Source organism: Pseudomonas sp. FP1154, from assembly GCF_030687245.1.
Classification (GTDB): Bacteria; Pseudomonadota; Gammaproteobacteria; order Pseudomonadales; family Pseudomonadaceae; genus Aquipseudomonas; species Aquipseudomonas rhizophila.
In genome coordinates this window covers 2,369,434-2,394,128 of record NZ_CP117465.1, presented here as the reverse complement: position 1 = coordinate 2,394,128, position 24,695 = coordinate 2,369,434, and the positions used below count along the sequence as shown (strand labels likewise).

The 24,695-nt window shown below is 60.2% G+C and carries 26 protein-coding genes and 2 pseudogenes; 15 read left to right on the top strand and 13 right to left on the bottom strand.

Features of this window, described 5'->3' with window-relative positions:
- Positions 1-25: 25 nt before the first annotated feature.
- Positions 26-1,213, bottom strand: coding sequence for a pyridoxal phosphate-dependent aminotransferase (locus tag PSH91_RS10980; RefSeq protein WP_305468177.1), 1,188 nt, complete (start codon positions 1,211-1,213; stop codon positions 26-28).
- Between the two features lie 145 nt (positions 1,214-1,358).
- Positions 1,359-2,495: a glycerate kinase gene (locus PSH91_RS10975; protein WP_305468175.1), complete on the bottom strand. Its 1,137-nt coding sequence runs from the start codon at positions 2,493-2,495 to the stop codon at positions 1,359-1,361.
- Positions 2,496-2,833: 338 nt separating this feature from the next.
- Between PSH91_RS10975 and PSH91_RS10970 the strand changes: the two genes are divergently transcribed.
- Positions 2,834-3,847 carry an aldo/keto reductase gene (locus tag PSH91_RS10970; protein WP_076385320.1) on the top strand — a complete coding sequence of 338 codons (1,014 nt, stop codon included), beginning with the start codon at positions 2,834-2,836 and terminating at the stop codon, positions 3,845-3,847.
- Between the two features lie 182 nt (positions 3,848-4,029).
- Positions 4,030-4,914: an EamA family transporter RarD gene (gene rarD / locus PSH91_RS10965; protein WP_139050620.1), complete on the top strand. Its 885-nt coding sequence runs from the start codon at positions 4,030-4,032 to the stop codon at positions 4,912-4,914.
- A gap of 174 nt (positions 4,915-5,088) precedes the next feature.
- Here the strand turns inward: rarD and hppD are convergent, their stop codons facing one another.
- Entirely contained in the window at positions 5,089-6,165 is a 1,077-nt protein-coding gene (gene hppD / locus PSH91_RS10960; RefSeq protein ID WP_047227629.1) for a 4-hydroxyphenylpyruvate dioxygenase, read from the bottom strand.
- Positions 6,166-6,414: 249 nt separating this feature from the next.
- Positions 6,415-7,359 carry a DMT family transporter gene (locus tag PSH91_RS10955; RefSeq protein WP_047227630.1) on the bottom strand — a complete coding sequence of 315 codons (945 nt, stop codon included), beginning with the start codon at positions 7,357-7,359 and terminating at the stop codon, positions 6,415-6,417.
- 189 nt (positions 7,360-7,548) lie between these two features.
- Between PSH91_RS10955 and PSH91_RS10950 the strand changes: the two genes are divergently transcribed.
- The 4 genes and pseudogenes from PSH91_RS10950 to PSH91_RS10935 all read left to right on the top strand — a co-directional run bounded on the left by PSH91_RS10950 (position 7,549) and on the right by PSH91_RS10935 (position 9,648).
- Positions 7,549-8,415: a LysR family transcriptional regulator gene (locus PSH91_RS10950; protein WP_076385324.1), complete on the top strand. Its 867-nt coding sequence runs from the start codon at positions 7,549-7,551 to the stop codon at positions 8,413-8,415.
- Positions 8,416-8,473: 58 nt separating this feature from the next.
- Entirely contained in the window at positions 8,474-8,671 is a 198-nt protein-coding gene (locus tag PSH91_RS10945) for a hypothetical protein (protein WP_160892843.1), read from the top strand.
- Positions 8,644-9,096, top strand: a pseudogene (locus PSH91_RS10940) (EAL domain-containing protein); the annotation flags it as partial. The gene PSH91_RS10945 and the pseudogene PSH91_RS10940, both read left to right, overlap by 28 nt.
- Positions 9,097-9,282: 186 nt before the next feature.
- The gene (locus PSH91_RS10935; protein WP_047227632.1) at positions 9,283-9,648 is read left to right on the top strand and encodes a histone-like nucleoid-structuring protein, MvaT/MvaU family; all 366 of its coding nucleotides are present in this window, start codon (positions 9,283-9,285) and stop codon (positions 9,646-9,648) included.
- 91 nt (positions 9,649-9,739) lie between these two features.
- Here PSH91_RS10935 and PSH91_RS10930 read toward each other — a convergent pair whose 3' ends face one another.
- Positions 9,740-10,276, bottom strand: a complete 537-nt coding sequence (locus PSH91_RS10930) for a DUF4946 domain-containing protein (RefSeq protein WP_047227633.1) — start codon at positions 10,274-10,276, stop codon at positions 9,740-9,742.
- A gap of 191 nt (positions 10,277-10,467) precedes the next feature.
- On the opposite strand from PSH91_RS10930, the gene gloA reads away from it, so the two are divergent.
- A complete protein-coding gene (gene gloA, locus PSH91_RS10925) occupies positions 10,468-10,989 on the top strand; it encodes a lactoylglutathione lyase (RefSeq protein WP_076385332.1) in 522 nt (173 codons plus the stop codon).
- A gap of 210 nt (positions 10,990-11,199) precedes the next feature.
- Here the strand turns inward: gloA and ahpF are convergent, their stop codons facing one another.
- From ahpF to galU, 4 genes are all read right to left on the bottom strand, one after another.
- Positions 11,200-12,762, bottom strand: a complete 1,563-nt coding sequence (ahpF, locus tag PSH91_RS10920; RefSeq protein ID WP_076385334.1) for an alkyl hydroperoxide reductase subunit F — start codon at positions 12,760-12,762, stop codon at positions 11,200-11,202.
- Between the two features lie 124 nt (positions 12,763-12,886).
- Positions 12,887-13,450: an alkyl hydroperoxide reductase subunit C gene (gene ahpC / locus PSH91_RS10915; RefSeq protein ID WP_047227636.1), complete on the bottom strand. Its 564-nt coding sequence runs from the start codon at positions 13,448-13,450 to the stop codon at positions 12,887-12,889.
- Positions 13,451-13,627: 177 nt separating this feature from the next.
- Positions 13,628-14,986 carry a glutathione-disulfide reductase gene (gene gorA, locus PSH91_RS10910; RefSeq protein ID WP_274091195.1) on the bottom strand — a complete coding sequence of 453 codons (1,359 nt, stop codon included), beginning with the start codon at positions 14,984-14,986 and terminating at the stop codon, positions 13,628-13,630.
- Between the two features lie 304 nt (positions 14,987-15,290).
- Positions 15,291-16,130, bottom strand: coding sequence for a UTP--glucose-1-phosphate uridylyltransferase GalU (gene galU, locus PSH91_RS10905; protein WP_047227638.1), 840 nt, complete (start codon positions 16,128-16,130; stop codon positions 15,291-15,293).
- 233 nt (positions 16,131-16,363) lie between these two features.
- Between galU and PSH91_RS10900 the strand changes: the two genes are divergently transcribed.
- Positions 16,364-16,579, top strand: a complete 216-nt coding sequence (locus PSH91_RS10900; RefSeq protein ID WP_047227639.1) for a hypothetical protein — start codon at positions 16,364-16,366, stop codon at positions 16,577-16,579.
- A gap of 116 nt (positions 16,580-16,695) precedes the next feature.
- A complete protein-coding gene (locus PSH91_RS10895) occupies positions 16,696-16,977 on the top strand; it encodes a hypothetical protein (RefSeq protein ID WP_047227640.1) in 282 nt (93 codons plus the stop codon).
- Positions 16,978-16,993: 16 nt separating this feature from the next.
- Here the strand turns inward: PSH91_RS10895 and PSH91_RS10890 are convergent, their stop codons facing one another.
- Together PSH91_RS10890 and PSH91_RS10885 are read right to left on the bottom strand one after the other, a co-directional pair.
- On the bottom strand, positions 16,994-17,224 hold the full coding sequence (locus PSH91_RS10890; RefSeq protein WP_047227641.1) for a hypothetical protein: 231 nt from the start codon (positions 17,222-17,224) through the stop codon (positions 16,994-16,996).
- A gap of 110 nt (positions 17,225-17,334) precedes the next feature.
- On the bottom strand, positions 17,335-17,685 hold the full coding sequence (locus PSH91_RS10885) for a hypothetical protein (RefSeq protein WP_107322749.1): 351 nt from the start codon (positions 17,683-17,685) through the stop codon (positions 17,335-17,337).
- Positions 17,686-17,885: 200 nt separating this feature from the next.
- Between PSH91_RS10885 and PSH91_RS10880 the strand changes: the two genes are divergently transcribed.
- Together PSH91_RS10880 and PSH91_RS10875 are read left to right on the top strand one after the other, a co-directional pair.
- The gene (locus PSH91_RS10880) at positions 17,886-18,188 is read left to right on the top strand and encodes a DUF1883 domain-containing protein (RefSeq protein WP_003182962.1); all 303 of its coding nucleotides are present in this window, start codon (positions 17,886-17,888) and stop codon (positions 18,186-18,188) included.
- A gap of 27 nt (positions 18,189-18,215) precedes the next feature.
- Positions 18,216-18,386 carry a hypothetical protein gene (locus PSH91_RS10875; protein WP_172833800.1) on the top strand — a complete coding sequence of 57 codons (171 nt, stop codon included), beginning with the start codon at positions 18,216-18,218 and terminating at the stop codon, positions 18,384-18,386.
- A gap of 160 nt (positions 18,387-18,546) precedes the next feature.
- Here the strand turns inward: PSH91_RS10875 and PSH91_RS10870 are convergent, their stop codons facing one another.
- A complete protein-coding gene (locus tag PSH91_RS10870; protein WP_305468169.1) occupies positions 18,547-20,109 on the bottom strand; it encodes an Ig-like domain-containing protein in 1,563 nt (520 codons plus the stop codon).
- Between the two features lie 220 nt (positions 20,110-20,329).
- On the opposite strand from PSH91_RS10870, the gene PSH91_RS10865 reads away from it, so the two are divergent.
- The 3 genes and pseudogenes from PSH91_RS10865 to ada all read left to right on the top strand — a co-directional run bounded on the left by PSH91_RS10865 (position 20,330) and on the right by ada (position 22,889).
- Complete coding sequence (locus PSH91_RS10865; RefSeq protein WP_305468167.1) at positions 20,330-21,058, top strand: 2OG-Fe(II) oxygenase; 729 nt, start codon at positions 20,330-20,332, stop codon at positions 21,056-21,058.
- Positions 21,048-21,727, top strand: a pseudogene (gene alkB / locus PSH91_RS10860) (DNA oxidative demethylase AlkB). Before PSH91_RS10865 ends, alkB begins: the two are co-directional and overlap by 11 nt.
- An 88-nt stretch (positions 21,728-21,815) precedes the next feature.
- Positions 21,816-22,889 (top strand): bifunctional DNA-binding transcriptional regulator/O6-methylguanine-DNA methyltransferase Ada, encoded by a 1,074-nt coding sequence (gene ada / locus PSH91_RS10855; RefSeq protein WP_288914918.1) that lies wholly within the window; start codon positions 21,816-21,818, stop codon positions 22,887-22,889.
- On the opposite strand, the gene PSH91_RS10850 is transcribed toward ada, so the two are convergent.
- Positions 22,853-23,341 (bottom strand): GyrI-like domain-containing protein, encoded by a 489-nt coding sequence (locus PSH91_RS10850; RefSeq protein ID WP_305468163.1) that lies wholly within the window; start codon positions 23,339-23,341, stop codon positions 22,853-22,855. The two genes, ada and PSH91_RS10850, sit on opposite strands and share 37 nt — an antisense overlap.
- 148 nt (positions 23,342-23,489) lie before the next feature.
- Here PSH91_RS10850 and PSH91_RS10845 point away from each other — a divergent pair, with 148 nt between their 5' ends.
- Positions 23,490-24,563: a nitronate monooxygenase family protein gene (locus PSH91_RS10845; RefSeq protein WP_305468161.1), complete on the top strand. Its 1,074-nt coding sequence runs from the start codon at positions 23,490-23,492 to the stop codon at positions 24,561-24,563.
- Positions 24,564-24,695 lie beyond the last annotated feature (132 nt).

Here is a 24,695-nt window from a genome sequence, read left to right as displayed (position 1 = left end):
GGCCGCCTTTTGCCAGAGAAGACAATCAAGCTTGGGCTTGCTCCAGTGTTCCCGCCGCGCAACGGGTGATCCGATGGCAGGCCTCCTTGAGTTGTGGCTGGCCAACCACCAGGCCAATCCGTATATGCCCCGCCGCGCTCGCCCCGAACGCCTCGCCCGCCAGCACCGCCACACCAAAGCCGTCCAGCAGCCGCTCGGCAAATGCCTGGGCACCGAGGCCGGTCGGGCGTACGTCGACCATCACGAACATGCCGCCATCGGGCCGCACAGGCTTGAGACCGGGACAGCCATCAAGCATGGCGCACACCAGGTCCCGACGCTGGCGATACTCCTCGTGCATCTGCGCCACTTCAGGCAAGTCCTGCTCCAGTGCCACCTGGGCCGCCCGCTGGACGAAATCCGGCAGACCGAACAGCATGCACAACGACAGGTTGGCCAGATGTTCGGCGAGCGGTTCGGGACCGATCACCCAGCCGATGCGCCAACCGGTCATGGCGTGGGATTTGGACAGGCTGTTGATCGTCGCGGTGCGCTCGGCCATGCCCGGCAGGCTGGCCGGGCTGATGTGTTCGCCTTCGTACAGCAGGTCGCTGTAGACCTCATCGCTGATCAGCCACAGATCATGTTCGATGCACAACTGCGCCAATGCTTGCCAGGTGGACAGCGGCAGGCTGGCGCCGGATGGGTTGTTCGGGCTGTTGAGTAGCATCGCCCGGGTACGGGGAGTGATCAGCCGGGCGACGTCGGCCGGGTCAACCCGAAAAGCGTTTTCCGGGCGCACCGCCACCGGCAGCACTTTCGCTCCGCAGGCACCAAATACGGCTTCGTAGGTGACATACATCGGTTCGGCGATGATCACTTCATCACCGGGGTTGAGCAGACATTGCGCAACCGCATAGACCCCACACTGCGCCCCCGGCAACACGGTGACATGCTCGGCGCCTACCGGCTGGCCACAACGTTGGCGATGGCGCCGGGCAATGCTGGCACGCAGGGTGTGCAAGCCGCGCACGTCCGAATAATGCGTGTCTCCGGCGCGCAGGCTGGTCACAGCGGCGTCGATGATGGCGCGAGGGGTGTCGAAATCCGGGTCGCCCACCGATAACAGCAATACATCCATGCCCTGCTCACGCATGGCCAACGCCCGGTCGTGAATCTGCCACGCGGCGGCGCCGTCGCCGGTGATGCGGCGGGTTAAATCTGAAAAGCGCATGTACCACTCCTGTTTTGCGCGAAGTCCAACCTCAACCCTATCTCAAATTCAACGCCGTGGGAGCAAAGCTTGCTCGCGATACGGGCGACTCGATTCCTGGGAGACCGCAACGCCTGTATCGCGGGCAAGCCTTGCTCCCACTGGTCTATCGGGCGGCCACTCGCCAAAGCCGGGCGATGTCCCGGGCTCGCTCAGTCAGCAGGCGTGGCGCGTCGCCACAGGCCTCCTGCAGGGTCATCGGCCCGCTGACCAGGGCAAAGGCTGCTTCGATGCCGTGCTCATACAGCGCCTGATAACCCTCCCCCAGCGTGCCGGCGATGACCACCACCGGTACGCCATGCTGGCGGGCGATGCGAGCCACGCCAAAGGGGGTCTTGCCACGCAAGGTCTGGGCGTCGAAACGGCCTTCGCCGGTGATCACCAGGTCAGCGCCGTTGATCGCCTCGGCCAGCCCGGTCAACTGGGCGACGACGTCCACGCCGGTGCGAAAGTGCGCGCCCAGAAACGCCTTGGCGGCGAACCCCAGCCCCCCGGCGGCGCCGCTGCCCGGTTCGTCGCGTACATCCTTGTTCAACGCCTGGGCACAGTGTTCAGCGAAATGCCCCAACGCCTGGTCCAGTTGCTGTACCTGCCCAGGGGATGCCCCTTTCTGCGGGCCGAAAATCGCTGAAGCGCCGTGAGGTCCGCACAACGGGTTATCGACATCGGCGGCAATCTCGAAACTGACCTGGGCCAAGCGCGGGTCCATCTTGCTCAAATCGATGCGGGCCAGGTCGGCCAAGGCCAGGCCTCCCGGTGGAAGCGGTCGGTTGTGTTCATCCAGCAGGGCCACGCCCAGGGCCTGCATCGCGCCGGCACCGCCGTCGTTGGTGGCGCTGCCGCCGATGGCCAGGATCACGCGCCCGGCGCCTTCGTCCAGGGCGGCGCAAATCAGCTCGCCGGTGCCATAGGTACTGCTGGAACAGGCATCACGTTGCCCAGGAGGTACCAGCTGCAAGCCGCTGGCCTCGGCCATTTCAATGATCGCGGTGTGGCTGTCGGGCAACCAGCCCCAACGCGCTTCGACGCTGCCCCCCAACGGACCTCTCACCCAACTGCACCGCCACTGCCCGTTGCAGGCCGCCAGCACCGACTCCACCGTGCCCTCCCCGCCGTCGGCCATCGGGCACTTGATCAACTGCGCATCCGGCCAGACCTGGGCCAGGCCTTGGGCGACAGCATCGGCCACGCCCTGGGCGCTCAGGCTGTCCTTGAACGAGTCGGGGGCGATGACTATTTTCATACTTATTCTCCGGTTCCAGTGCACGGCACGGCAGTTGAGCGCAATTGTTCAAGTTCACGCAATCGGGTTGCCATCAACCTCGTTGTCGAGGCTGATGGCCTCATCGCGAGCAGGCTCGCTCCCACAGGGATCCGGGCTAGCTGAAACCTGTGGCCCAGGCAGATCAGTGTGGGAGCGAGCCTGCTCGCGATAGCGGTCTGCCTGTCAAATCTCTATCGAGTGCGTGGGTTGTTGTCCGGAGTGTAAGGGGTCGAGCGTGGCCTGCGATCTTTTCGTTTGCCACGCCCGGTTGTTCTGGGGTTTGATTGGGCCTTTCCCATCGATAAAAGGACCTTGTCATGAGCTACCGCACGCTAGGCCATTCCGGGTTGCAAGTCTCGACATTGACTCTGGGCACCATGATGTTCGGCGAACAGACCAGCACCGAGGATTCGCTGCGGATCATCGACAAGGCCTGGGACCAGGGCATCAATTTCATCGACACCGCAGACGTCTACACCAACGGTCGTTCCGAAGAGATCGTCGGCGAGGCGATTGCCAGTCACCGTCATGAATGGGTGCTGGCCACCAAGGTCGGCTTCGGCCCACCAGATGGTGTCCCCAACCGCAGCGGCCTGAGTCGCAAGCACATTTTCAATGGCATCGAGGCCAGCCTGACGCGCCTGGGCACCGATTACCTGGACATCTATTACCTGCACCGCGAAGACCACAACACCCCGCTTGAGGTCACGGTGTCGGCCATCGGTGACTTGATTCGTCAGGGCAAGATCCGCTACTGGGGCCTGTCGAACTACCGTGGCTGGCGCATCGCCGAGGTGATTCGAATCGCCGATCGCCTGGGCATCGACCGGCCGGTAATCAGCCAACCGCTGTACAACATCGTCAATCGCCAGGCCGAAACCGAGCAGATCACCGCCGCGCAGAACTATGGCCTCGGCGTGGTGCCTTTCAGCCCCCTCGCCCGCGGGGTGCTCAGTGGCAAGTACGCACCGGACGTGGCACCGGACGCCAACAGTCGCGCCGGTCGCCAGGACAAACGCATCCTGGAAACCGAATGGCGGGTCGAGTCCCTGCGCATCGCCCAACAGATCCAGCAATACACCCAGGAACGCGGCGTGGGCATTGTCGAGTTCGCCATTGCCTGGGTGCTGAACAACCGCGCCGTCACCTCGGCCATCGTCGGACCGCGCACCGAGGAACAATGGGATGGCTACACCAAGGCGCAGTCGGTGACGATCACGGCCGAAGATGAAGCCTTCATCGATTCGCTGGTGACACCGGGGCATGCCTCGACGCCAGGCTTCAATGACGTGGGCCACTTCGTACCGGGGCGGGTGGCGCGTACGTCATAATTTCGTCGACTCCGACGAACACTGTGGGAGCATGGCTTGCCCGCGATGGCCGCGCTGCGGTTCAAGGCCTGAACCGCGTTATCGTTCATCGCGGGCAAGCCTTGCTCCCACAGGCCATGCGCCACAGATAAATTTTCCAGTCACAAGTCCGGGTGTCGATGATCGCCCTCATGAGAACCACTGTGTCCAAAGGCATTGTTCTATCGGTCTCGGCCTCTGTGCTGTTCGCCGTCATGTATTACTACACCTCCCTGCTCTCGCCGCTGACCGGCGTGGAAATCTTCGGTTGGCGCATGCTGCTGACGATGCCCTGCATGACGGTGTTCATGCTGGTGGCAAAGGAGTGGAACCTGGTAACGGCGCTCGGTCGGCGCCTGATCGCCGCGCCGCGTCTGTTGCTCGGTGCCATGGCGTCTTCGGCGTTGATGGGCGCGCAGTTGTGGCTGTTCATGTGGGCGCCCCTCAACGGCTACAGTCTGGACGTGTCGCTGGGGTATTTTTTGTTGCCGCTGTCGATGGTTCTGACCGGACGCCTCGTCTATGGCGAGCGCCTGTCCTACCTGCAGAAAATCGCCGTGTTCTTCGCCACCCTCGGCGTGGTCAACGAGTTGTACCAGGTGGGTGGATTTTCCTGGGCAACACTGTTGGTGGTGGTGGGTTATCCGATCTACTTCATCCTGCGCAAACGCCTGGGGACTGACAACCTGGGCGGGTTGTGGCTGGACATGACCCTGATGCTGCCGCTGGCGCTCTGGTTCGTACAAAGTGGGGAGCAGGGTTTCGCTGTTTTCGACCAGTACCCTTGGCTGTCGCTGCTGATCCCGTTGCTCGGGGTGATCAGTGCTTCGGCGCTGGTGGCCTACATCGTTGCCAGCCGGTTGCTGCCGTTCAGCCTGTTCGGGCTGTTGAGCTATGTCGAACCGGTGTTGCTGCTGGGCGTTGCCCTGCTGCTGGGAGAAAGCATCCAGGCCAGTGAATGGCTGACCTACATTCCCATCTGGCTGGCCGTGGCAGTGCTGGTGTTCGAAGGATTCAAGCATCTGATGCGCCAGCGACGCCGGACCTGAAACTTACACGGACCTTGTGGGAGCGAGCCTGCTCGCGATATCGGCTGCACATTCAACATTGATGTATCTGACAGGTCGCGATCGCGAGCAGGCTCGCTCCCACATTGAGATCTGCTGGCCAATAAAAAACCCGTACGGTAGTTACGCCGCACGGGTTGTCTGTTGCCTCAGCCGTCACTCAGTAGCCAACACACCACGCCGCACCTGGTCACGCTCGATGGACTCGAACAACGCCTTGAAGTTGCCTTCGCCGAAGCCATCGTCGCCCTTGCGCTGGATGAATTCGAAGAACACCGGCCCCATCAGGGTTTCCGAGAAAATCTGCAACAGCAGACGCTTGTCGCCCTGTTCGGAAGCGCCGTCCAGCAAAATGCCCCGCGCTTGCAGTTCATCCACCGGCTCGCCGTGGTTCGGCAGGCGACCTTCGAGCATTTCGTAGTAGGTGTCCGGCGGCGCGGTCATGAAGCGCATGCCGATGCTTTTGAGCTGGTCCCAGGTCTTGATCAGGTCATCGGTCAGGAAGGCCACGTGCTGGATGCCTTCACCGTTGAACTGCATCAGAAACTCTTCGATCTGCCCGGCGCCCTTGGACGATTCCTCGTTCAGCGGGATGCGGATCATGCCATCCGGGGCGGTCATGGCCTTGGAGGTCAGGCCGGTGTATTCGCCCTTGATGTCGAAGTAACGGATCTCGCGGAAGTTGAACAGCTTCTCGTAGAAGCCGGCCCAATAGGCCATTCGCCCGCGATACACGTTGTGGGTCAGGTGGTCGATGATTTTCAGGCCCGCGCCCACCGGGTTGCGGTCAACGCCTTCGAGGAACACGAAGTCGATGTCGTAGATCGAGCTGCCTTCACCAAAACGGTCGATCAGGTACAGCGGCGCGCCGCCGATGCCTTTGATTGCCGGCAGGTTCAGCTCCATCGGACCGGTTTCGATGTGAATCGGCTGGGCGCCGAGTTCCAGGGCGCGCTTGTAGGCCTGTTGCGAATCCTTGACCCGGAATGCCATGCCGCACACCGACGGCCCATGTTCGGCGGCGAAGTACGAGGCCACGCTGTGGGGCTCGTTGTTGAGGATCAGGTTGATCGCGCCCTGGCGATACAGGTGCACGTCCTTGGAGCGGTGGCTGGCCACTTTGGTGAAGCCCATGATCTCGAAGATCGGCTCCAGGGTATTGGGTGTCGGGGATGCGAATTCGATGAATTCAAAGCCCATCAGGCCCATCGGGTTTTCGTATAGATCTGCCATGTTGGCGCCTCATCATGCTTATCAATTAACGGAGCGTTAGTTGCCGGCCATGCTGAGGGCACGCGGTGGCGCGCAGGAAATGCCGCGAACGGTGCGGGCGAGGAAATCGCCGTAGATCAGTTGAAACCCGAATATCTTCATTGTCGACCCAAGGCTCTTGCGGGCGAGGCTTCTGCTGCCAGAAGACGTTTATTCTTATATGCGTAACTCGATTCTACACAGCGTAACCATGTTTGTCCGCCTTCGGTATCAAATCGTCTTTTGCGGCGACCGCGCAAGGGGTTTGTTGCACAGGAAAATCCCCGTCAGGATCAGCCCCGCACCTACACCCATCAAGACGGTGAGCCGCTCGTCCAACAGCAGCGCCCCGAACAGCACAGCGGTCAACGGGTTGAGTGCGATGAACACGCCGGAACGGGTCGCGCCAATCCGACGGATGCCGTCGTACCAGGCTATATAGGCCAACGCCGACCCCAGCACGCCCAAGTACAGCAGGCTCAACCATTGCCGGATGTCCAGCCCGCGCAATGCTTCGACGCGAACTTCGCCTGCGGCCGCGCAGGCTAGCCACAACATCAAGGTGCCCAGCAGAATCGACCAGGTCACGGTTTGCAAAGGCCCGAGGCTTTCATTCAGGTTTTTGGAAAACAAGGAATAAATGCCCCAGCCCAGCACGCAGCCAAAAATCAGCAGATCGCCCAGCCAGCCCTGCCCTGCACTCTGTAGCAAGGACGGATCGCGACTGACGATCACCAGCCCCGCCCCGCCGATACACAGCACGATGCCCGCAACTTTCGCCCGACTCAGCCGTTCCTTGAACAGCCACCAGGACGCCAGTCCTATCACCGCCGGATTCAAGGCCACGATCAACGAGGCCCGCGACGCATTGATGTACTGCAAGCCATAGAAGAAACACAGGTTGTAGAAAAAGATCCCGAAGAACCCCAGCGCCGCCAATTGCAGCCCTTGTTTGCGGTTGGGCCTGGCCAGCGGGATCCCGGCCAGACCGAGAAACAGCAACAGCGCGAGACTGGCCAACAGAAACCGCAGGCTGGCGGCGAGCAGCGGGGTCAGGGCATCGGAAAGGATCCTGCCGGCAACGAAGGTGCCGCCCCAGATCATGGTGACCATGGCCAGTTTCAGGTAGACCGGCAGGTCCGAAGGGGTTGGAACGGATTGTTCGAGGGTTTTCATGGTTTCACCACATTGAAATAAAACGACTACCCGTGGCGAGGGAGCTTGCTCCCGCTGGGCTGCGAAGCGGCCCTTTTCTATGAGCGCTTCGCACTCAAGCGGGAGCAAGCTCCCTCGCCACAGGAAAGTGCGCTTGAGATACTCTATTGTTCGCCTCATGCTTGATCATCGTAAAATGAGTATTCCCTCATGACCCTCACCCAACTCGAAATCTTCTCCCAGGTCGCCGAGCTACGCGGTTTCACCGCCGCGGCGACGCGGTTGGGCATCAGCCAGTCAGCGGTGTCCCACGCCATCAAATCGCTGGAGCAGGAGTTGGGCGTAGAGCTGTTCAGACGTCATCAGACCCTCATCGAACCCAGCGACATTGGCCGGCAGTTGCTGCTGCGCGCCCGGGCCATGCTCGGGCTGGCCAATACCCTGCGCCAGGAAGCCGCCGATGCGCGGGGCATGCGCCGAGGCACCCTGCGCATCGGCTCGTTCGGTCCGACTTCGTCGATGAAGTTGTTGCCCGCCATCCTGCAACGTTACCGGGCTCTGCATCCGGGGATCGAAGTGCACATCGACGAAGGGCCGGACCGGCAAGTCATCCAGTGGCTGGATGAACGGCGGATCGACGTCGGTTTCGTGGTGCTGCCCGAAGACCGTTTCGACACGTTCGCGCTGATGCAAGACCAGATGGTCGCCGTGCTGCCCACCGCCCATCCCCTCGCTGCCCAAGCCAGCCTGAGTCTCAAGGACCTGTGCAACGACCCGTTCGTGCTCACCGAGGCCGGTTCTTCTGAACTGGTTTCGCGCCTGTTCAACGCAGCCCGGCTCACACCGAACGTGCGCTATCGTTGTTCGCAGCTGCTCAGTACCCTGGATGTCGTCAGCCGCGGCGAGGCCGTGACCCTGGTGTCCGAAGGTTCACTGCCGGGCGGCGACAACCCACGGTTCGTCACGCGGCCATTGTCGCCACAGGTTCCGCGTCAGATAGGCCTGGCGGTACTGGACAGCCGACAGGCCTCGCCCGCTACCCTGGCATTTATCGAGCTGGCGAGGCAGTCAGTCTGATCACCGGCAACCGAATACACTATCGAAGCTGTTCCTCAAGCCCTCACAGGTTATGCAGATGCCATTGACCGCCACTCGTTTGCGCAAGCGGCCCCGTCGCAACCTGATCACGCTGCTCTGCGGCGTGCTGCCGATACTGTCAGGGCTGGGCATTCTGTACATGCAGGCGGAACGGACACTGGAGCAACAGAGCCGACAGACCAGCGAAGAGTTGATCGGGCAGATCGAGGGGTCATTACCTTGGTGCTGGAACTGACCGAGCGCGAGCTGATCGAACCGACACCCACCACTCACCAGCTGTTCCAGCACCTGCGTGAACTGGGGGTGAAGATCGCAATCGACGACTTCGGCACCGGTCATTCCAGCCTGGGCTACTTGCGCCAGTTCAACGTGGACTTCCTGAAAATCGACCAGAGCTTTGTTGCCATGATTGGCGTCGATGCCCTGTCACGGCACATCCTTGACAGCATCATCGAACTGTCGGGCAAGCTGGACTTGGGTATCGTTGCCGAGGGGGTCGAAACCGTTGAACAAAGCAACTATCTGGCCGCTCACGGGGTGAACTTTTTGCAGGGTTATCTATTTGGTCGCCCGATGAGTGGCGCGGATTTCATTGCGGCGGTGTCCGTCATTGAAAGCCCTGGTGCTACGTCCCTCCACGGACAACCACAGTCGGACTGATAAAATTCGCATCCCTTGTTACATAACGAAAAAGTTACGATTTACACCCGTGGGTTTCACTACTACAATTTTTTTACCTGTGGCTAATAGCAGGAGCGTCATTATCACCGAGTCGCTTCAAGGCACTTGGCTTATAGCTTTGTTTGCGGTTGGTATCAGCCAAATATTCTGATTGGAGTAACGATATTGTCCAGACTCGCTGAATTTCGTAAAGCAGAACAGGACCTTCAAGAGCGGCTCAAGCAGCTGGAAAAGCTGAAGAATGATGCCGGGCTCAAGAAAGAAATCGAATTCGAAGAGAAGCTCCAGGGACTGATGAAAACCTACGGCAAGAGCCTGCGCGACGTCATCGCGATTCTCGACCCGAACCCGGCCAAGGGGGGCCTGCCATCGACCAAGCCTGTCAAAACCCGCCGTGCGCGAGTGGTCAAGGTGTACCAGAACCCGCACACAGGTGAACTGATCGAAACCAAAGGCGGCAACCATCGAGGCCTGAAAGCCTGGAAAGAACAGTACGGTGCAAAAACCGTTGACGCCTGGTTGCGCAGCTGAGAAAGCTGGCCGAATGAAAAAAACCCTGAGCCTGCTCAGGGTTTTTTATGGGGCAGGATTTCTGGATTAAGTAGTTCTAATACCGAGGGCTTTATAGTTTCAGGCTATTTCGTACCGACTGTATTTCATCCTGGTTTTCTACAAACTCCTGAGCCTGCCCCGCATAGGACAGCACATTAGCCCTGCCCTCCTTTAGTGCAGCGACGAGTGTCTGAGATAACACGTGCCGACCGTTTTGCGTGATCGTGCAAGTGGTCTCCAGTGCGGCAACGTCGCCCAACATCGAAGAATGAATCTTATTACAGACACTTTGATAACCGCTCTGATAAAAGTCCTTTTGAATTGATTTGCGCATTTCCAGTAACACGCCTTGCAAGTTGACTTGATGACCCGGCTCGATGGGCGTCGTGGTCAGTTCCATGACCATCACCGCCGTGCCCGCTGAATCACTCTTTGTCGCCCGTTGCCGGGTCGTTCCCGGCGCTGCCGACGAGGTGCCAGCATCAGAGGGCAATGGTTCGATGACCCAGCCTGGGGGCCAGGCGACCTGCGGTTCGGCGGCCTGGACAGCGACATTTGCCATCGCGGCCAGCAGCAGGACAAACAGCGAAAGGAACGGTCGAATCATTGCATTGCACTCAAGGACGATTCGTAAAGTCTGAAGCCCGCCGCCCAGGCAAGCAATAGCCAGAGGCGTTTGGCGATGCCGCGCCCCTTGCGTATCATGGGTGCACCTGCAAGGAAGCCGTTTAGCGCAAGCCCAGGACCGTCGCAGCAAAGTTGCGATGCCGTTTGCCCCACTTATTTTCCGGAGGGCCCATGAGCCTGCACGAACTCAACACTTTCCCTGGCGTCACCGCCCAACCCGATACCGCCACGGCCAAATTCGTCTTCAACCACACCATGCTGCGGGTCAAGGACATCACCCAGTCCCTGGATTTCTACACCCGGGTGTTGGGTTTTTCCCTGGTGGAAAAACGCGATTTCCCGGAAGCCGAATTCAGCCTGTACTTCCTCGCCTTGGTGGACAAGAGCCAGATTCCGGCCGACGCTGCACAGCGCACCGAATGGATGAAATCCATCCCCGGCATCCTGGAGCTGACCCACAACCACGGCACCGAAAGCGACCCGGCGTTCGCCTACCACAACGGCAACACTGACCCACGCGGGTTCGGCCACATCTGCATCTCGGTCCCGGACATCGTGGCCGCTTGCGAGCGCTTCGAAGCGCTGGGCTGCGACTTCCAGAAGCGCCTGAACGACGGTCGCATGAAAAGCCTGGCATTCATCAAGGACCCGGATGGCTACTGGGTTGAAATCATCCAGCCTGCGCCGCTGTAAGCGCCACCGTAGGGTGTGTGGGCAATAAAAATCCCACAGCCCCCTGTGGGAGCGAGCCTGCTCGCGATAGCGGCAGCGCATTCAACATTGATGTACCAGACAGTCTGCTATCGCGAGCAGGCTCGCTCCCACACGGTAATGCGTGATCCAAAAAACAAAACCCCATGAGCACTGGGCCCATGGGGTTTTGTTTTTTTCGCTATCGGCTGTTTATGCCGGCGCGGAGGTACGGATCAGATGGTCAAAGGCGCTCAACGAAGCCTTGGCCCCCTCGCCTACGGCGATCACGATCTGCTTGTACGGAACAGTCGTCACGTCACCGGCGGCGAACACACCCGGGATCGAGGTTTCACCGCGGGCATCGACAATGATCTCGCCGCGTGGCGACAGCTCGACGGTGCCTTTGAGCCAATCGGTGTTAGGCAACAGACCGATCTGCACGAAGATCCCTTCCAGCGCCACGTCCCGTACTTCACCGCTTGGGCGGTCTTTGTAGCGCAAGCCATTGACCTTCTGGCCATCGCCCGTCACTTCGGTGGTCTGGGCGTTGGTGATCACGGTCACGTTCGGCAGGCTGTGCAGTTTGCGCTGCAATACCGCGTCGGCACGCAATTGCACGTCGAACTCCAACAAAGTGACGTGGGCCACGATACCGGCCAGATCAATGGCCGCTTCCACGCCGGAGTTACCGCCGCCGATCACCGCCACGCGTTTGCCTTTGAACAGCGGGCCGTCGCAGTGCGGGCAGTACGCCACGCCCTTGTTGCGGTATTGCTGCTCGCCCGGCACGTTCATTTCACGCCAGCGCGCACCGGTCGCCAGAATCACGGTCTTGGCCTTGAGGCTCGCACCACTGGCGAATTTGATTTCGTGCAGCGCGCCATCCTTGCCTGGTACCAATGCATCGGCGCGTTGCAGGTTCATGATGTCCACGTCGTACTGCTTGACGTGCTCTTCCAGGGCGACGGCCAATTTCGGCCCTTCGGTTTCCTGCACCGAGATGAAGTTCTCGATGGCCATGGTGTCGAGCACCTGACCGCCGAAGCGCTCAGCCGCGACACCGGTGCGGATGCCCTTGCGGGCCGCATAGATGGCCGCCGAAGCGCCGGCTGGGCCACCGCCCACCACCAGCACATCAAAAGCCTGCTTGGCGCTGATCTTCTCAGCCTGGCGTTCGATACCACTGGTGTCGATCTTGGCGAGGATTTCTTCCAGGCCCATGCGGCCCTGGCCAAAGTTCACGCCATTGAGATAAACACTCGGCACGGCCATGATCTGGCGTTCGTCGACCTCGGCCTGGAACAGCGCGCCGTCGATGGCGACGTGGCGGATGTTCGGGTTCAGCACCGCCATCAGGTTCAGGGCCTGGACCACGTCCGGGCAGTTCTGGCAGGACAGCGAGAAATAGGTCTCGAAGTTGAACTCGCCTTCAAGGGAGCGAATCTGTTCGATGACTTCGACACTGGCCTTGGAAGGATGACCGCCGACTTGCAGCAAGGCCAACACCAGCGAAGTGAATTCGTGGCCCATGGGGATACCGGCAAAACGCAGGCTGATATCGGCTCCTGGGCGATTCAACGAAAACGAAGGCTTGCGCGCATCGGTGCCGTTGTCGAGCAAGGTAATCTGGTCACAAAGACTGGCAACGTCTTTGAGTAACGCGAGCATTTCCTGGGATTTCGCACCGTCGTCGAGGGAGGCGACGATCTCGATCGGCTGGGTGACCCGTTCCAGGTATGACTTCAACTGAGCTTTAAGATTGGCGTCCAACATACGGGCGATTTCCATTTTTTGAATTTCAGAAAAAACAACGCCCGAGCGAATCTCGCCCGGGCGTTTTTTGGGGCGAAGCGGCTTGCTTGATTAAGAGCGGATCGCCCTCGGATGACTCACAGACTTAGATCTTGCCGACCAGGTCCAGGGACGGAGCCAGAGTGGCCTCGCCTTCTTTCCACTTGGCTGGGCAGACTTCGCCCGGGTGAGCAGCAACGTACTGAGCAGCCTTGACCTTGCGCAGCAGCTCGGAAGCGTCACGGCCTACACCACCGTCGTTGATTTCAACGATCTTGATCTGACCTTCAGGGTTGATCACGAAAGTACCGCGGTCAGCCAGGCCAACTTCTTCGATCAGCACGTCGAAGTTGCGGGAGATGACGTGGGTCGGGTCACCGATCATGGTGTACTGGATCTTGCCAATGGCTGGCGAGGTGTTGTGCCAGGCAGCGTGAGCAAAGTGAGTGTCGGTGGAGACGCTGTAGATTTCGACACCCAGCTTCTTGAATTCAGCGTAGTTGTCGGCCAGGTCTTCCAGCTCGGTTGGGCAAACGAAGGTGAAGTCGGCCGGGTAGAAGAACACCACGGACCACTTGCCTTTCAGATCGGCATCCGAAACCTGGACGAATTCGCCGTTTTTGAAAGCGGTAGCGTTGAACGGTTTAACTTGGCTGTTGATGATAGGCATTGATGACTCTCCGTCAGGGGTTGAAAAGTTGATGACGTGAATCTTAACCACTCATCCCCCGGCAGGCTCATTGGCAAACCTGATGTGAATGATTGGTTTTGGCTATCAGCCGCTTAATAGATAGAAGAAAACCTAATATGGCGAGCGGGCTCGCTCGCCATAGATGGGTCCCAAGGATCAGGACGCGACGGGGGTTCGCATCGTGACGAATTCCTCGGCGGCAGTCGGGTGTACGCCGATGGTCTCGTCGAAATCACGCTTGGTAGCGCCAGCCTTGAGCGCGATGGCAAGCCCCTGGACGATTTCCCCGGCATCCGGCCCGACCATGTGGCAGCCCAGCACTTTGTCCGTTTGGGCATCCACTACCAGCTTCATCAGCGTGCGCTCCTGGCAGTCGGTGAGGGTCAGTTTCATCGGGCGGAAGCGGCTTTCGAACACCTGGACTTCCTTCCCCTCCTCCCTGGCTTGCTCTTCAGTCAGGCCGACCGTGCCAATATTCGGCAGGCTGAACACAGCCGTGGGGATCATCCGGTAATCCACCAGACGATACTGCTCGGGCTTGAACAGCCGCCGCGCCACCGCCATGCCCTCAGCCAGGGCGACGGGGGTGAGTTGTACCCGACCGATCACATCACCAATGGCCAGGATCGACGGCTCGGCGGTCTCGTACTTTTCGTTGACCTTGACGAAGCCCTTCTCGTCCAGCGTGACACCGGTGTGTTCAAGGCCCAGATTGTCGAGCATCGGCCGCCGGCCGGTGGCGTAGAACACGCAATCGGTGGCCAGTATGCGACCATCCTTGAGCTCTACCTCCAGGCTGCCATCGGCCAGTTTTTCGATGCTTTTGATGTCCGCGTTGAATTGCAGATCCAGGCCGCGACGGCTCAGCTCTTCGGCCAGATGCTTGCGTACCGCGCCATCAAAGCCGCGCAGGAACAGCTCACCGCGATACAGCAACGAGGTCTGCGCGCCCATGCCATGGAAGATTCCGGCGAACTCCACGGCAATGTAGCCACCGCCCACCACGATGACGCGCTTGGGCAGTTCCTTGAGGAAAAACGCCTCGTTGGAGCTGATCGCGTGCTCACGGCCCGGAATGTCCGGTATCACCGGCCAGCCACCTGTGGCGATCATGATGTGTTCGGCGGTGTAGCGCTGGCCGTTGATCTCGACCTCATGGGGTCCGGTGAGCCTGGCGTGGCCCTCGTGCAACACCACGCCGCTGTTGACCAGCAGGTTGCGGTATATCCCGTTGAGGCGATTGATTTCCCGATCCTTGTTGGCGATCAGCGTGGCCCAGTCGAAACTCGCTTCTCCCGTCGTCCAGCCATAGGCCGACGCTTGCTCGAGGTCCTCGGCATAATGCGCACCGTAGACCAGCAGTTTCTTCGGCACACACCCCACGTTCACGCAGGTACCGCCCAGGTAGCGGCTCTCCGCCACGGCCACCTTGGCCCCGAAACCGGCCGCGAACCGCGCAGCCCGCACACCGCCGGAACCGGCGCCAATCACATACAAGTCAAAATCGTAGGCCATTTTCTCTCTCCTTCGGCAGGCCATCAGCATACCTGCTGTTTTCACGCGAGGCAGCGTTGCGATGGTTATGGGGGCGAGAAATGAAAAAGCCAGGCGAAATGGGTAACACCGATCACTTGAGCCAGAACCTGTGGGAGCGAGCCTGCTCGCGATAGCGGTGGGTCAGCTTGTGGTGATGCTGGATGTGTGGGCGTCATCGCGAGCAAGCCCGCTCCCACAGGGGTTTTGTTGGAGTGAGAGCATTATCCAGACAAAAAAACGCCCCGAACCAGTCGGGGCGTTTTTCAAGGTGCGGCGCAGGCGATCAGTACGCCTTACCCGTCTTGTAGAAGTTCTCGAAGCAGAAGTTGGTCGCGTCGATGTAGCCTTCGGCGCCACCGCAGTCGAAACGCTTGCCTTTGAATTTGTAGGCCATGACGCAGCCGTTCTGGGCCTGCTTCATCAGGGCGTCGGTGATCTGGATTTCACCGCCCTTGCCTGGCTCGGTCTGTTCGATCAGGTCGAAGATGTCCGGGGTCAGGATGTAGCGACCGATGATCGCCAGGTTCGACGGTGCATCTTCAGGCTTTGGTTTTTCAACCATGCTGTGGACGCGGTAGATGTCGTCGCGGATCATTTCGCCGGCGATTACGCCGTACTTGTTGGTTTCCTGCGGATCGACTTCCTGGATCGCCACGATGGAGCAGCGGAACTGCTTGTACAGCTTGACCATCTGGGTCAACACGCCGTCGCCTTCGAGGTTGACGCACAGGTCGTCCGCCAGGACCACGGCGAAAGGTTCGTCACCAATCAGTGGGCGACCGGTCAGGATCGCGTGGCCCAGGCCTTTCATTTCGGTCTGGCGGGTGTAGGAGAACGAACATTCGTCCAGCAGTTTGCGGATGCCGACCAGGTACTTCTCTTTGTCGGTGCCCTTGATCTGGTTTTCCAGCTCGTAGCTGATGTCGAAATGGTCTTCCAGGGCGCGCTTGCCGCGGCCAGTGACGATGGAGATTTCCGTCAAGCCCGCAGCAAGGGCTTCTTCGACGCCGTACTGGATCAGTGGCTTGTTCACCACCGGCAGCATTTCTTTGGGCATGGCTTTAGTCGCTGGCAGGAAGCGAGTACCGTAACCGGCTGCTGGGAACAAGCATTTCTTGATCATATAAGTCCTTGAAAAGGCGGTGTGTACGAGTTTCGGCGCAGTCTAATCAGGCCGCAGGCACCTTACAATGCCCAAGCTGGCCAACCGATGCCATCATAGAGAAATAAAAAATGGCGGATAGTTCAATCATCTTTCATTGCGAGGGCCAAGCGGTCTCACTGTACGCTCATGGGCGCTGTTTGCGAGCATTTGACGTATCATGGCGCTCTTGATCCCGCCAATGAGGCAGTTAGATGTCGGCAACAAAAAACGCAAACGGTTATTCGGTCAGCCAGGACAAAGACGGTCAGTGGTGGATCATCAACTACCACGGTGAACAGGTCGCCGGCCCCTTGCCCAGCAAAGCGATGGCGGTGGAAGTGGCCGCCGTGTTTCAGGACGAGCGCGCTGCCCCGGCAACCAAAGAGCGTGAAACGGCTCCAGCGCGCAGCCCCCGTCGTAAAAAGTAACGAGACAAGCCTCAAGTAAATGTCGCCTGGACATGGAACGGGGCTTTGTTTATCTGTACCGAAATGGCCATTCGCTATAACCTCGCGCCAGCCCCTTCCTTCTCGATGACGATTCCATGAAAAAATTTCTGGCGCTGTTTGCAGTCCTGGCCCTGGCAGGCTGTGCCACAGCCGAAAAAACCTACCTGAACACCGGCGAACAAGGCCTGACCATCGATTGCTCGGGCGAAGCGAACTCCTGGGCCACCTGTTATGAAAAGGCTGACGCCTCCTGCGCCGGCACCGGCTACCGCATCGTCGGTACCGATGGCACGCCGCAAGCCAAGGAAAGCGACAAGACCCTGGGTGTGGATGTCGGCAACTTCACCAGCCGCAGCGTCCTGGTGGTGTGTAAATAAACCCGTGGTCTGACTCTCAGATGTGGATCTCGGCGAACTTGATCCCCAGGCCGCGGATGATCTCGATCAGGTCATCGAGGCGGCTGAAGGATTCAACTTCGTCCTGGTCGTCCACCAGAAAAAAGCTGCGTCCTGCGCTTTTCTTGAAAAAGACGATCCACTCCCCCGGGGTCGCCGGGTTCTGAATCACATGGGTGGCGCAGATAAGACCTTCTGCATGGCGCTCACGCACCTGCTCGCGCTTCATCGACTGACTCCATAAATGACAATGCCGCCAACGTCGACCGTGGCGGCATTTTTTTGTCGAGGGCAGCAGTTTATCCGATGCCCGGCCTGCTCGTCAGGCCGAGTCCTGGCTCAACCGGAAATGCAGGCGTTGGCCGCGTCCTGCACATCACCCGGACGCACGGGCACGTTGGACAGGCTTTCGTGCAGCTTGATACTGCTGCCACTGGAGCGCTCGTCAATGTCGAACACCGCCGCCGGCAGCGTCGACAATTTGCCGGGGACGATCAAGCGCACGCCATTCTTGTGAGGTTCCATTTGCAGCGGACCCCGAGTGCTGGCCAGCTTGTCAGCGACGCACTGGGCATATTCCTGAGGTTTCTTTCCGGAGATGACATTCATGGTGGGCGGCGTCTGGTTGATGTCCGATACCGATGCACATCCACTCATGGCCAATGCCAACACCCACACACTGCGCTTCATATGATTCCTCCGATAAAGATCCTCCGACAATGCAAACGCTGCTTTTCTCCAGCATCCTGCGTCTTTTTTTTGCGCATCCTGCGATAAATGAACAAAGCGTGGGGCGCAGGCCGGATATTAGCACCCGGTGCTGATAAACTGCGCAGCATTGACCTTGCTATCGTTTTGATTTGGTAGAAAAAGCCCTTCTGGAGGCGCCCATGAAATTCATACACCAGCGCGAACACCTCAACGAAGACGATATCGTCGTCATCGAATGCTCTCAAATGTGCAACATCCGCTTGATGAACGACGCCAACTTCCGCAGCTTCAAGAACGGCGGCCGGCACACCTATCACGGCGGCGCGTTCGACACGTTCCCGGCCAGGATCACCGCACCGAGCACCGGTTTCTGGAACATCACCATCGACACCGTCAACCGCCGTGCCATCAGCGTCACGCGCAAGCCGACCCTGACCCACAAAATCAAAATCATCCGGCGCTCCAGCTCGAAACTGAGCTGAGCATCGCCCTTCAAGACAGGCAAAACCGTGGCCCAGACAACCAAATACGTCATCAAGTACAAGCTCAACGGCGAACGCCGCTTCGAATTCGCGCAACTGGAAACCGGCACAAAGGAAGAAGCCATGGCAGCGCTGCAGGCGATCCATGGCCAGACCGATGATGTGATCAGCGACGTCAGGGTCAGTAAACCGTTGTAAAGGTTTCGTAGGCTCTTTGTGGCGAGGGGGCTTGCCCTGATTGGCGGCGCAGCATTCGTCAAGCCGGTGTACATCGCCTGCCGGAAGATTGCATCCTCCCCTTTGGACCGGCTGCGCCAACCAGCGCAAGCAAGCGCCCTCGCCACTAAGAATGCTTGCCTTATCTCAAATGTTGCACCGCAGGAAAATAAGACGATTTAAGTTGAAGAGTACTTCCCCCGGCTAAGTCTCTCACGACCCCATGGGTCTGATTCTCATGCCCGCGTCTCGCCCAATACCAAGAATTCGGCCAACCCAGTATCGAGGGTAAATCGCCTTCGTGCCGGTAGTTCCCAATGAAAGCATCATAGACAGCTTCCTCGAGTACCCCACCCTGCCCCCACATGACACTGACCAGAAGTGAGACTACCTGCACGCCCGAAACGGTAATGGTATAGGACGCAGTGATGCCGTCCCCGTCGGTGACAGTGATTTGCGCCTGGCCATTGCCCGCGGCACGCACATACCCCGTATCCGCGTCCACCACAGCCACTTGCGGGTTCGATGACGAGTATTTGTGGGGAGGAACCCCACCTACCGCGACACGCGTGTAACTCGCGTTGCTGGAGGGGATTGGATTGTTGGGCAATCGATGGTCCGCAATGACGTAGTTCTGCGTGGCCATGACATAGGCGTCCCCAAAACTCAGAGGGAACGCCACGGTCAGGTCTCTTGCCGACGACACCTGACCGCTACCGTAGAGCGCTTTCGCGGTAAAACTGTGCTCACCGAGAGCCAGACCGATGACGGCGAAGTTCCAGATACCGTTGCTGCTGACGTGGGCAGAGCCTTTGAAATCCACAACGTCAAAAATATCCACTCCTTTATCGCCACTGGCGGTGCCGCTGAGCATGACGGCCGTTTCCACAGTGCTTGCGCCATGCGGAATTTCAACTTCCTTGCCGTCTTTCACTGAGGTAATTTCTGGCGGAGCAAGACGGTTCAGGTGAATATCCAGAAAATAAACTGACGACTGACTGGAGTTGCCCAATTGGTCGAGCACCCTGAACTCGACCTGTGCCCTGCGGTTGTCACCCGCTTCCTGGAATTTGTCGGTGAACAGTGTCCTCACCTCCGGGACCGGGGCGCCGTCGGCTATCTCCCATTCATCGGTCGCATCGCCCAGCAGAAACTGAATACGATCGTAGGGCCGCCGGTTGCTGTAGTCGAAACCGAACGTCACCCCTTGCGCCGCCCGCTCGGCGCTGACCCCTTCGTCGATTACATCGGCTGGAATCAGCAGTTCCAGGCCTTCCGGCGCAGGTTCACCCGGAGCACGCAGGTGATACAGGACGGTCAAGTCATCCGAGACCTCGTCGCCGCCGCTGGCGCGGGTCACTTTGTAGTACAGCCGGTTGACGCCATGACGCAACCGCCTGTGGGGTACATACAAGCGCATGCGCAGGCTTTCCTCCCCCGGCCGGACTGTATCGCCTGTCACGGGAGCGGGCTCGTCATTGAGATACAAGTCAGCCCGATCATCCGCTTCCAATGTCCAGGAATGACTCTGGGCCAATACCCATGGATCAATCAGACATTCAAGGCCCTTGGGCTGGTCGTCGTAAAGGCTTTTGGGGATACCCACCTGAGCAATGCCGGCCGGTCTCACCGGGGTGACCCAACCCATGATGATCACGGGGTACAACTTGAATAGTTCGTTCAATGTGCTGGATTGGATATCCATCATGCTCTCCTGGTGGGTGACAATCGCGAGCCTCTCGGGAACGTCGTTATCACACTCCAGGGCGGGGGAACTGGCTACTGTCAGATCTAACAGGTGTCGTGACGTTTGAGACAAATGGTTGGGTTGAGCTCGGTCAAGGGACATTGACCGCAAGCCCCGGAGTGCCGCAGACCTGAGCGCCTGCCAGACTGACCGCACTCTATTTGCCAGGTCTTCGATCATGCTCCCGAGCCTTCATGCGCCCTCGCTGGCCCAACACGTCAACACCCTTGACTGGCCCTCCCTGGAACAAGACCTCGACCAGGACGGCAGCGCAATCATCCGTAACCTGCTTACGGCCGAGCAATGCAGGATGCTCAGTGGCCTATACGCCGAACCCAACCTTTTCCGTTCGAAGGTGATCATGGCCCGCCACGGATTCGGGCGCGGGGAGTATCAGTATTTTCGCTATCCGCTGCCCGACCTCGTCCAGCAGTTGCGTCAATCCTTGTATCCGCCGTTGGTACCGCTGGCCAATCGCTGGAACGAATGCATGGGCCTTGAGGTGCGCTACCCCTCCGAGCATCCGGCTTTCATTGAACGCTGTCACACCGCCGGGCAACGGCGTCCTACGCCGTTGTTGCTGCAATACGGCCCGCAGGACTACAACTGCCTGCATCAGGACCTGTACGGCGAGCACGTATTCCCGCTGCAGGTGGCGATTCTGCTGTCGGAACCGGGCCAGGACTTTACCGGCGGCGAGTTCGTTCTCACGGAGCAGCGCCCGCGCATGCAGTCACGTGCGCAGGTTATCGATCTGAAACAGGGCGATGCGCTGGTATTTGCCGTGCATCAACGGCCGGTCAAAGGCGTTCGCGGTTATTATCGGGTGAACATGCGCCATGGCATCAGCCGCGTGCACAGCGGTAGCCGGCATACACTTGGAATCATTTTTCATGATGCGCAGTGACGACACCCCTATCACGCTGGACCTGTTCGCCGACGAGACGCCGACGACACCCGGCCTGACCGAACAGATCGGCGAGCAAGCGTTTGTGTTGCGCGGTTTTGCCCTGCCCTGGCTCGAACGTTTGCTGCCGGCCCTGGAAGCGGTGTTGCTGGCCGCGCCGTTCCGGCAGATGGTCACGCCTGGCGGTTTTACCATGTCAGTGGCCTTGAGCAGTTGCGGCGCGCTGGGCTGGACCACCGACCGCACTGGCTATCGCTACACGGCCCATGACCCACAGACCGGCGCCCCCTGGCCCGACATGCCAGCGGTGTTCCGCGAACTGGCCCAGGCCGCCGCCCGGCAGGCCCACTTCGAGCACTTCGAGCCCGACGCCTGCCTGATCAACCGTTACGTGCCCGGCGCGCGAATGTCGCTGCATCAGGACAAGAGAACGAACGCTGCCTCAGCGTCCCCATCGTCTCCATGTCCCTGGGCTTGCCGGCGGTGTTCCAGTTCGGCGGGTTCGAGCGCAGCGACAAAAGTCTGCGCGTTCCACTGTTCCACGGCGATATCGTGGTCTGGGGCGGCGTGGACCGGTTGCGTTATCACGGCGTGCTGCCGCTCAAGCAAGGCCAGCATCCGAAGCTGGGCGCCCAGCGGATCAACCTGACGTTCCGCACCGCCGGGTAACCGTGCAGAATTCAACCGCAAGACCCGGAGTGTTGCCATCTCACAGGCTCGCTACCTTAGCCAAAACGGGCCAATGGACATAACGACCATGAACAGCACTTCGAACACCCTCACCGCTGAACAGGATCCTCGCTGGGCCGCCGTGCTCGCCCGGGATCCGCGCGCCGACGGGCAATTCGTCTATGGCGTGAAAACCACCGGCATCTATTGCCATCCCAGCAGCCTGTCGCGCCTGCCCAATCCACGGAACGTGGAATTTTTCGACACGCCGGAACAGGCCCAGGCGGCGGGGTATCGTCCCAGCAAGCGAGTGGCCAGGGACCAGACCCAGCTCGCCGCCCAACAAGCGGCCCGGGTCGCGGCCGCCTGCCGACAGATCGAGGCTGCCGAAGAACTGCCTGGGCTCAATGATCTGGCGCAAAGCGCAGGCTTGAGTCCCTTCCATTTCCACCGGGTGTTCAAGGCCGTCACCGGTCTGACACCCAAGGGTTATGCCGCCGCCCACCGCTCGCGCAAGGTGCGCGAGCGCCTGAGCGATGGTGGATCGATCACCCAAGCGCTGTACGACGCCGGCTTCAATTCCAACAGCCGCTTTTATGAAGCCGCCGACAAAGTGCTGGGCATGAAACCCGCCGATTATCGCGCCGCCGGGCAGAACACCGACATTCGTTTCGCCGTCGGCCAATGTTCCCTCGGGGCGATTCTGGTGGCACAAAGCGAACGCGGTGTGTGCGCGATCCTGCTGGGGGACGATCCGGACGCGCTGGTGCGGGATCTGCAAGACAAATTCCGCCGCGCCAACCTGATCGGTGCCGACCGCGAGTTCGAGCAATTGATCGCCCAGGTGGTGGGCTTTATCGAGGCACCGGCCCTGGGCCTGGACCTGCCGCTGGACCTGCAAGGCACGGCGTTCCAGGAACGGGTCTGGCAGGCCCTGCGGGATATTCCGCCGGGCAGCACCGCCAGCTATGCCGAGATCGCCCAGCGCATCGGCATGCCTAAAGCCGTGCGCGCCGTGGCCCAGGCCTGCGGGGCCAACAGCCTGGCAGTGGCGATCCCTTGCCACCGGGTGGTGCGCAGCGACGGCAACCTGTCGGGCTATCGCTGGGGCGTGGAGCGTAAACGTCAGTTGCTGGCGCTGGAGCGCTCGTCCGCGGACTGAACGCCGATGTAGATCGCCACCGAGTCGGGGCCGCTGTAGACCTCGAAATCGGTGGTGAAGCGGCGCAGCGTCTGCGGGTTGTCCGCGAAATATGCCCAGATCAGGCCCCAGGTCTGGATCACGCAATCGGGCATCGGTCCCTTGGCCGAAAACACCAGGTAATCCCCACCTTCGATGTCCACGGCGGGGTAGCCTGCGCTGGTCGCATCCACCTGCACCCCGGCCGTCACATCAAAGTAGCCGGTGGCGTCGGATTCATAGTTGGAATAGACCCCGTAGACAAACGATTCCGACTGCCTGGCGGGGATCTTGTCGAACAACCCTTCGCTGAAGAATTGCTGCCACATCGGGCCGATCCGTGCCGTGTCGGGCTGCTGTTCGTCAGCGTTGCGCGTGTGTACCTGCAGGCCGGCCACGGTGAAGGGTTCGACTGCCTTGAGTTTGACGTCCATGGGTCAGGCTCCTTGAGAAATGAAGCGCGCATGGTAACCCGCTCGCCGTCGGGATCAAGTTGCCGCATCCGATTGAAAAACTCGACTGGCCCTGGCCGGGCCACACCTGCTAAAAACGCTGTTTTCCTCTGCCGTCGGAGACCCGTACATGAGCCAGTGGCCAGACACTCGCATTCTTGACCTGCTTGGCATCGAGCTACCCATCATCCAGGGGCCGATGGCCGGAGTGACGGGGCCGGCCATGGTGATCGCTGCCTGCAATGCCGGCGGGCTGGGTTCGATGCCGGCGGCGATGCTGGATGTCGAGCAGTTGCGCCAGGCGCTGACGACGATCAGCGAACAGACCGACAAGCCGTTCAACGTGAATTTTTTCTGTCACCAGCCACCCGTGCTCGACGAGCCGCGCGCCGAGGCCTGGAAGCAGCACCTCAAGCCCTACTACGAAGAACTGGGCGCTGACTTCGACGCGCCGACGCCGGTGTCCAACCGCACGCCGTTCGATGATGCAGCCTGCCGGGTGCTGGAGCAGATGCGTCCTGCAGTGGTCAGCTTCCACTTCGGCCTGCCGGAGAAGTCCCTGCTGGATCGGGTGAAAGCCACCGGCGCTAAAGTCCTGTCGTCGGCCACCACCGTCGAGGAAGCCATCTGGCTGGAACAGCACGGTTGTGACGCGATCATCGCCATGGGCTATGAAGCCGGCGGCCATCGCGGGATGTTCCTCAGCGACGACCTCAACACCCAGGTCGGCCTGTTTGCCTTGCTGCCCCAGGTGGTGGATGCGGTGAGCGTGCCGGTGATCGCTGCGGGCGGTATTGGCGATGCGCGGGGTATCGTCGCAGCGTTTGCTCTGGGCGCATCGGCGGTGCAACTGGGCAGCGCCTATCTGTTCACCCCCGAGGCGAAGATCAGCGCGGCCCATCACCGGGCGCTGCGCACGGCCAAGGAAAGCCAAACCGCAGTCACCAACCTGTTCACCGGCCGCCCGGCCCGGGGCATCGTCAACCGGGTGATGCGCGAGATCGGGCCGATGAGTCCGATAGCGCCGGCCTTCCCCCTGGCTGGCGGTGCGTTGCTGCCGTTGCGCGCCAAGGATGAAGAAGACTTCAGCAACCTGTGGGCCGGCCAGGCGTTCCCCATGGGTCGGGAGCTGTCGACCGCGGAGCTGACCCGACAACTGGCCCAGGAGGCCCTGGCCCAACTGAACGGCCGTGGGCGGTCCTGACGGTCGTCATCGTCTGTTGGAACGCCATCGCGAGCAGGCTCGCTCCCACAGGGGATCGGTGGTGAACACAACATCTGGGCACACCACTGGACCTGTGGGAGCGGGCTTGCTCGCGAAAGCGGTGGGTCAGCC

Bases quoted from the DNA above. Each gene is read 5' to 3' on its own strand.
- PSH91_RS10980 (WP_305468177.1), bottom strand. From the start codon at position 1,213: ATGCGCTTTTCAGATTTAACCCGCCGCATCACCGGCGACGGCGCCGCC.
- PSH91_RS10975 (WP_305468175.1), bottom strand. From the start codon at position 2,495: ATGAAAATAGTCATCGCCCCCGACTCGTTCAAGGACAGCCTGAGCGCC.
- PSH91_RS10970 (WP_076385320.1), top strand. From the start codon at position 2,834: ATGAGCTACCGCACGCTAGGCCATTCCGGGTTGCAAGTCTCGACATTG.
- hppD (WP_047227629.1), bottom strand. From the start codon at position 6,165: ATGGCAGATCTATACGAAAACCCGATGGGCCTGATGGGCTTTGAATTC.
- PSH91_RS10955 (WP_047227630.1), bottom strand. From the start codon at position 7,359: ATGAAAACCCTCGAACAATCCGTTCCAACCCCTTCGGACCTGCCGGTC.
- PSH91_RS10950 (WP_076385324.1), top strand. From the start codon at position 7,549: ATGACCCTCACCCAACTCGAAATCTTCTCCCAGGTCGCCGAGCTACGC.
- PSH91_RS10945 (WP_160892843.1), top strand. From the start codon at position 8,474: ATGCCATTGACCGCCACTCGTTTGCGCAAGCGGCCCCGTCGCAACCTG.
- PSH91_RS10930 (WP_047227633.1), bottom strand. From the start codon at position 10,276: ATGATTCGACCGTTCCTTTCGCTGTTTGTCCTGCTGCTGGCCGCGATG.
- gloA (WP_076385332.1), top strand. From the start codon at position 10,468: ATGAGCCTGCACGAACTCAACACTTTCCCTGGCGTCACCGCCCAACCC.
- ahpF (WP_076385334.1), bottom strand. From the start codon at position 12,762: ATGTTGGACGCCAATCTTAAAGCTCAGTTGAAGTCATACCTGGAACGG.
- ahpC (WP_047227636.1), bottom strand. From the start codon at position 13,450: ATGCCTATCATCAACAGCCAAGTTAAACCGTTCAACGCTACCGCTTTC.
- gorA (WP_274091195.1), bottom strand. From the start codon at position 14,986: ATGGCCTACGATTTTGACTTGTATGTGATTGGCGCCGGTTCCGGCGGT.
- galU (WP_047227638.1), bottom strand. From the start codon at position 16,130: ATGATCAAGAAATGCTTGTTCCCAGCAGCCGGTTACGGTACTCGCTTC.
- PSH91_RS10900 (WP_047227639.1), top strand. From the start codon at position 16,364: ATGTCGGCAACAAAAAACGCAAACGGTTATTCGGTCAGCCAGGACAAA.
- PSH91_RS10895 (WP_047227640.1), top strand. From the start codon at position 16,696: ATGAAAAAATTTCTGGCGCTGTTTGCAGTCCTGGCCCTGGCAGGCTGT.
- PSH91_RS10890 (WP_047227641.1), bottom strand. From the start codon at position 17,224: ATGAAGCGCGAGCAGGTGCGTGAGCGCCATGCAGAAGGTCTTATCTGC.
- PSH91_RS10885 (WP_107322749.1), bottom strand. From the start codon at position 17,685: ATGAAGCGCAGTGTGTGGGTGTTGGCATTGGCCATGAGTGGATGTGCA.
- PSH91_RS10880 (WP_003182962.1), top strand. From the start codon at position 17,886: ATGAAATTCATACACCAGCGCGAACACCTCAACGAAGACGATATCGTC.
- PSH91_RS10870 (WP_305468169.1), bottom strand. From the start codon at position 20,109: ATGGATATCCAATCCAGCACATTGAACGAACTATTCAAGTTGTACCCC.
- PSH91_RS10865 (WP_305468167.1), top strand. From the start codon at position 20,330: ATGCTCCCGAGCCTTCATGCGCCCTCGCTGGCCCAACACGTCAACACC.
- ada (WP_288914918.1), top strand. From the start codon at position 21,816: ATGAACAGCACTTCGAACACCCTCACCGCTGAACAGGATCCTCGCTGG.
- PSH91_RS10850 (WP_305468163.1), bottom strand. From the start codon at position 23,341: ATGGACGTCAAACTCAAGGCAGTCGAACCCTTCACCGTGGCCGGCCTG.
- PSH91_RS10845 (WP_305468161.1), top strand. From the start codon at position 23,490: ATGAGCCAGTGGCCAGACACTCGCATTCTTGACCTGCTTGGCATCGAG.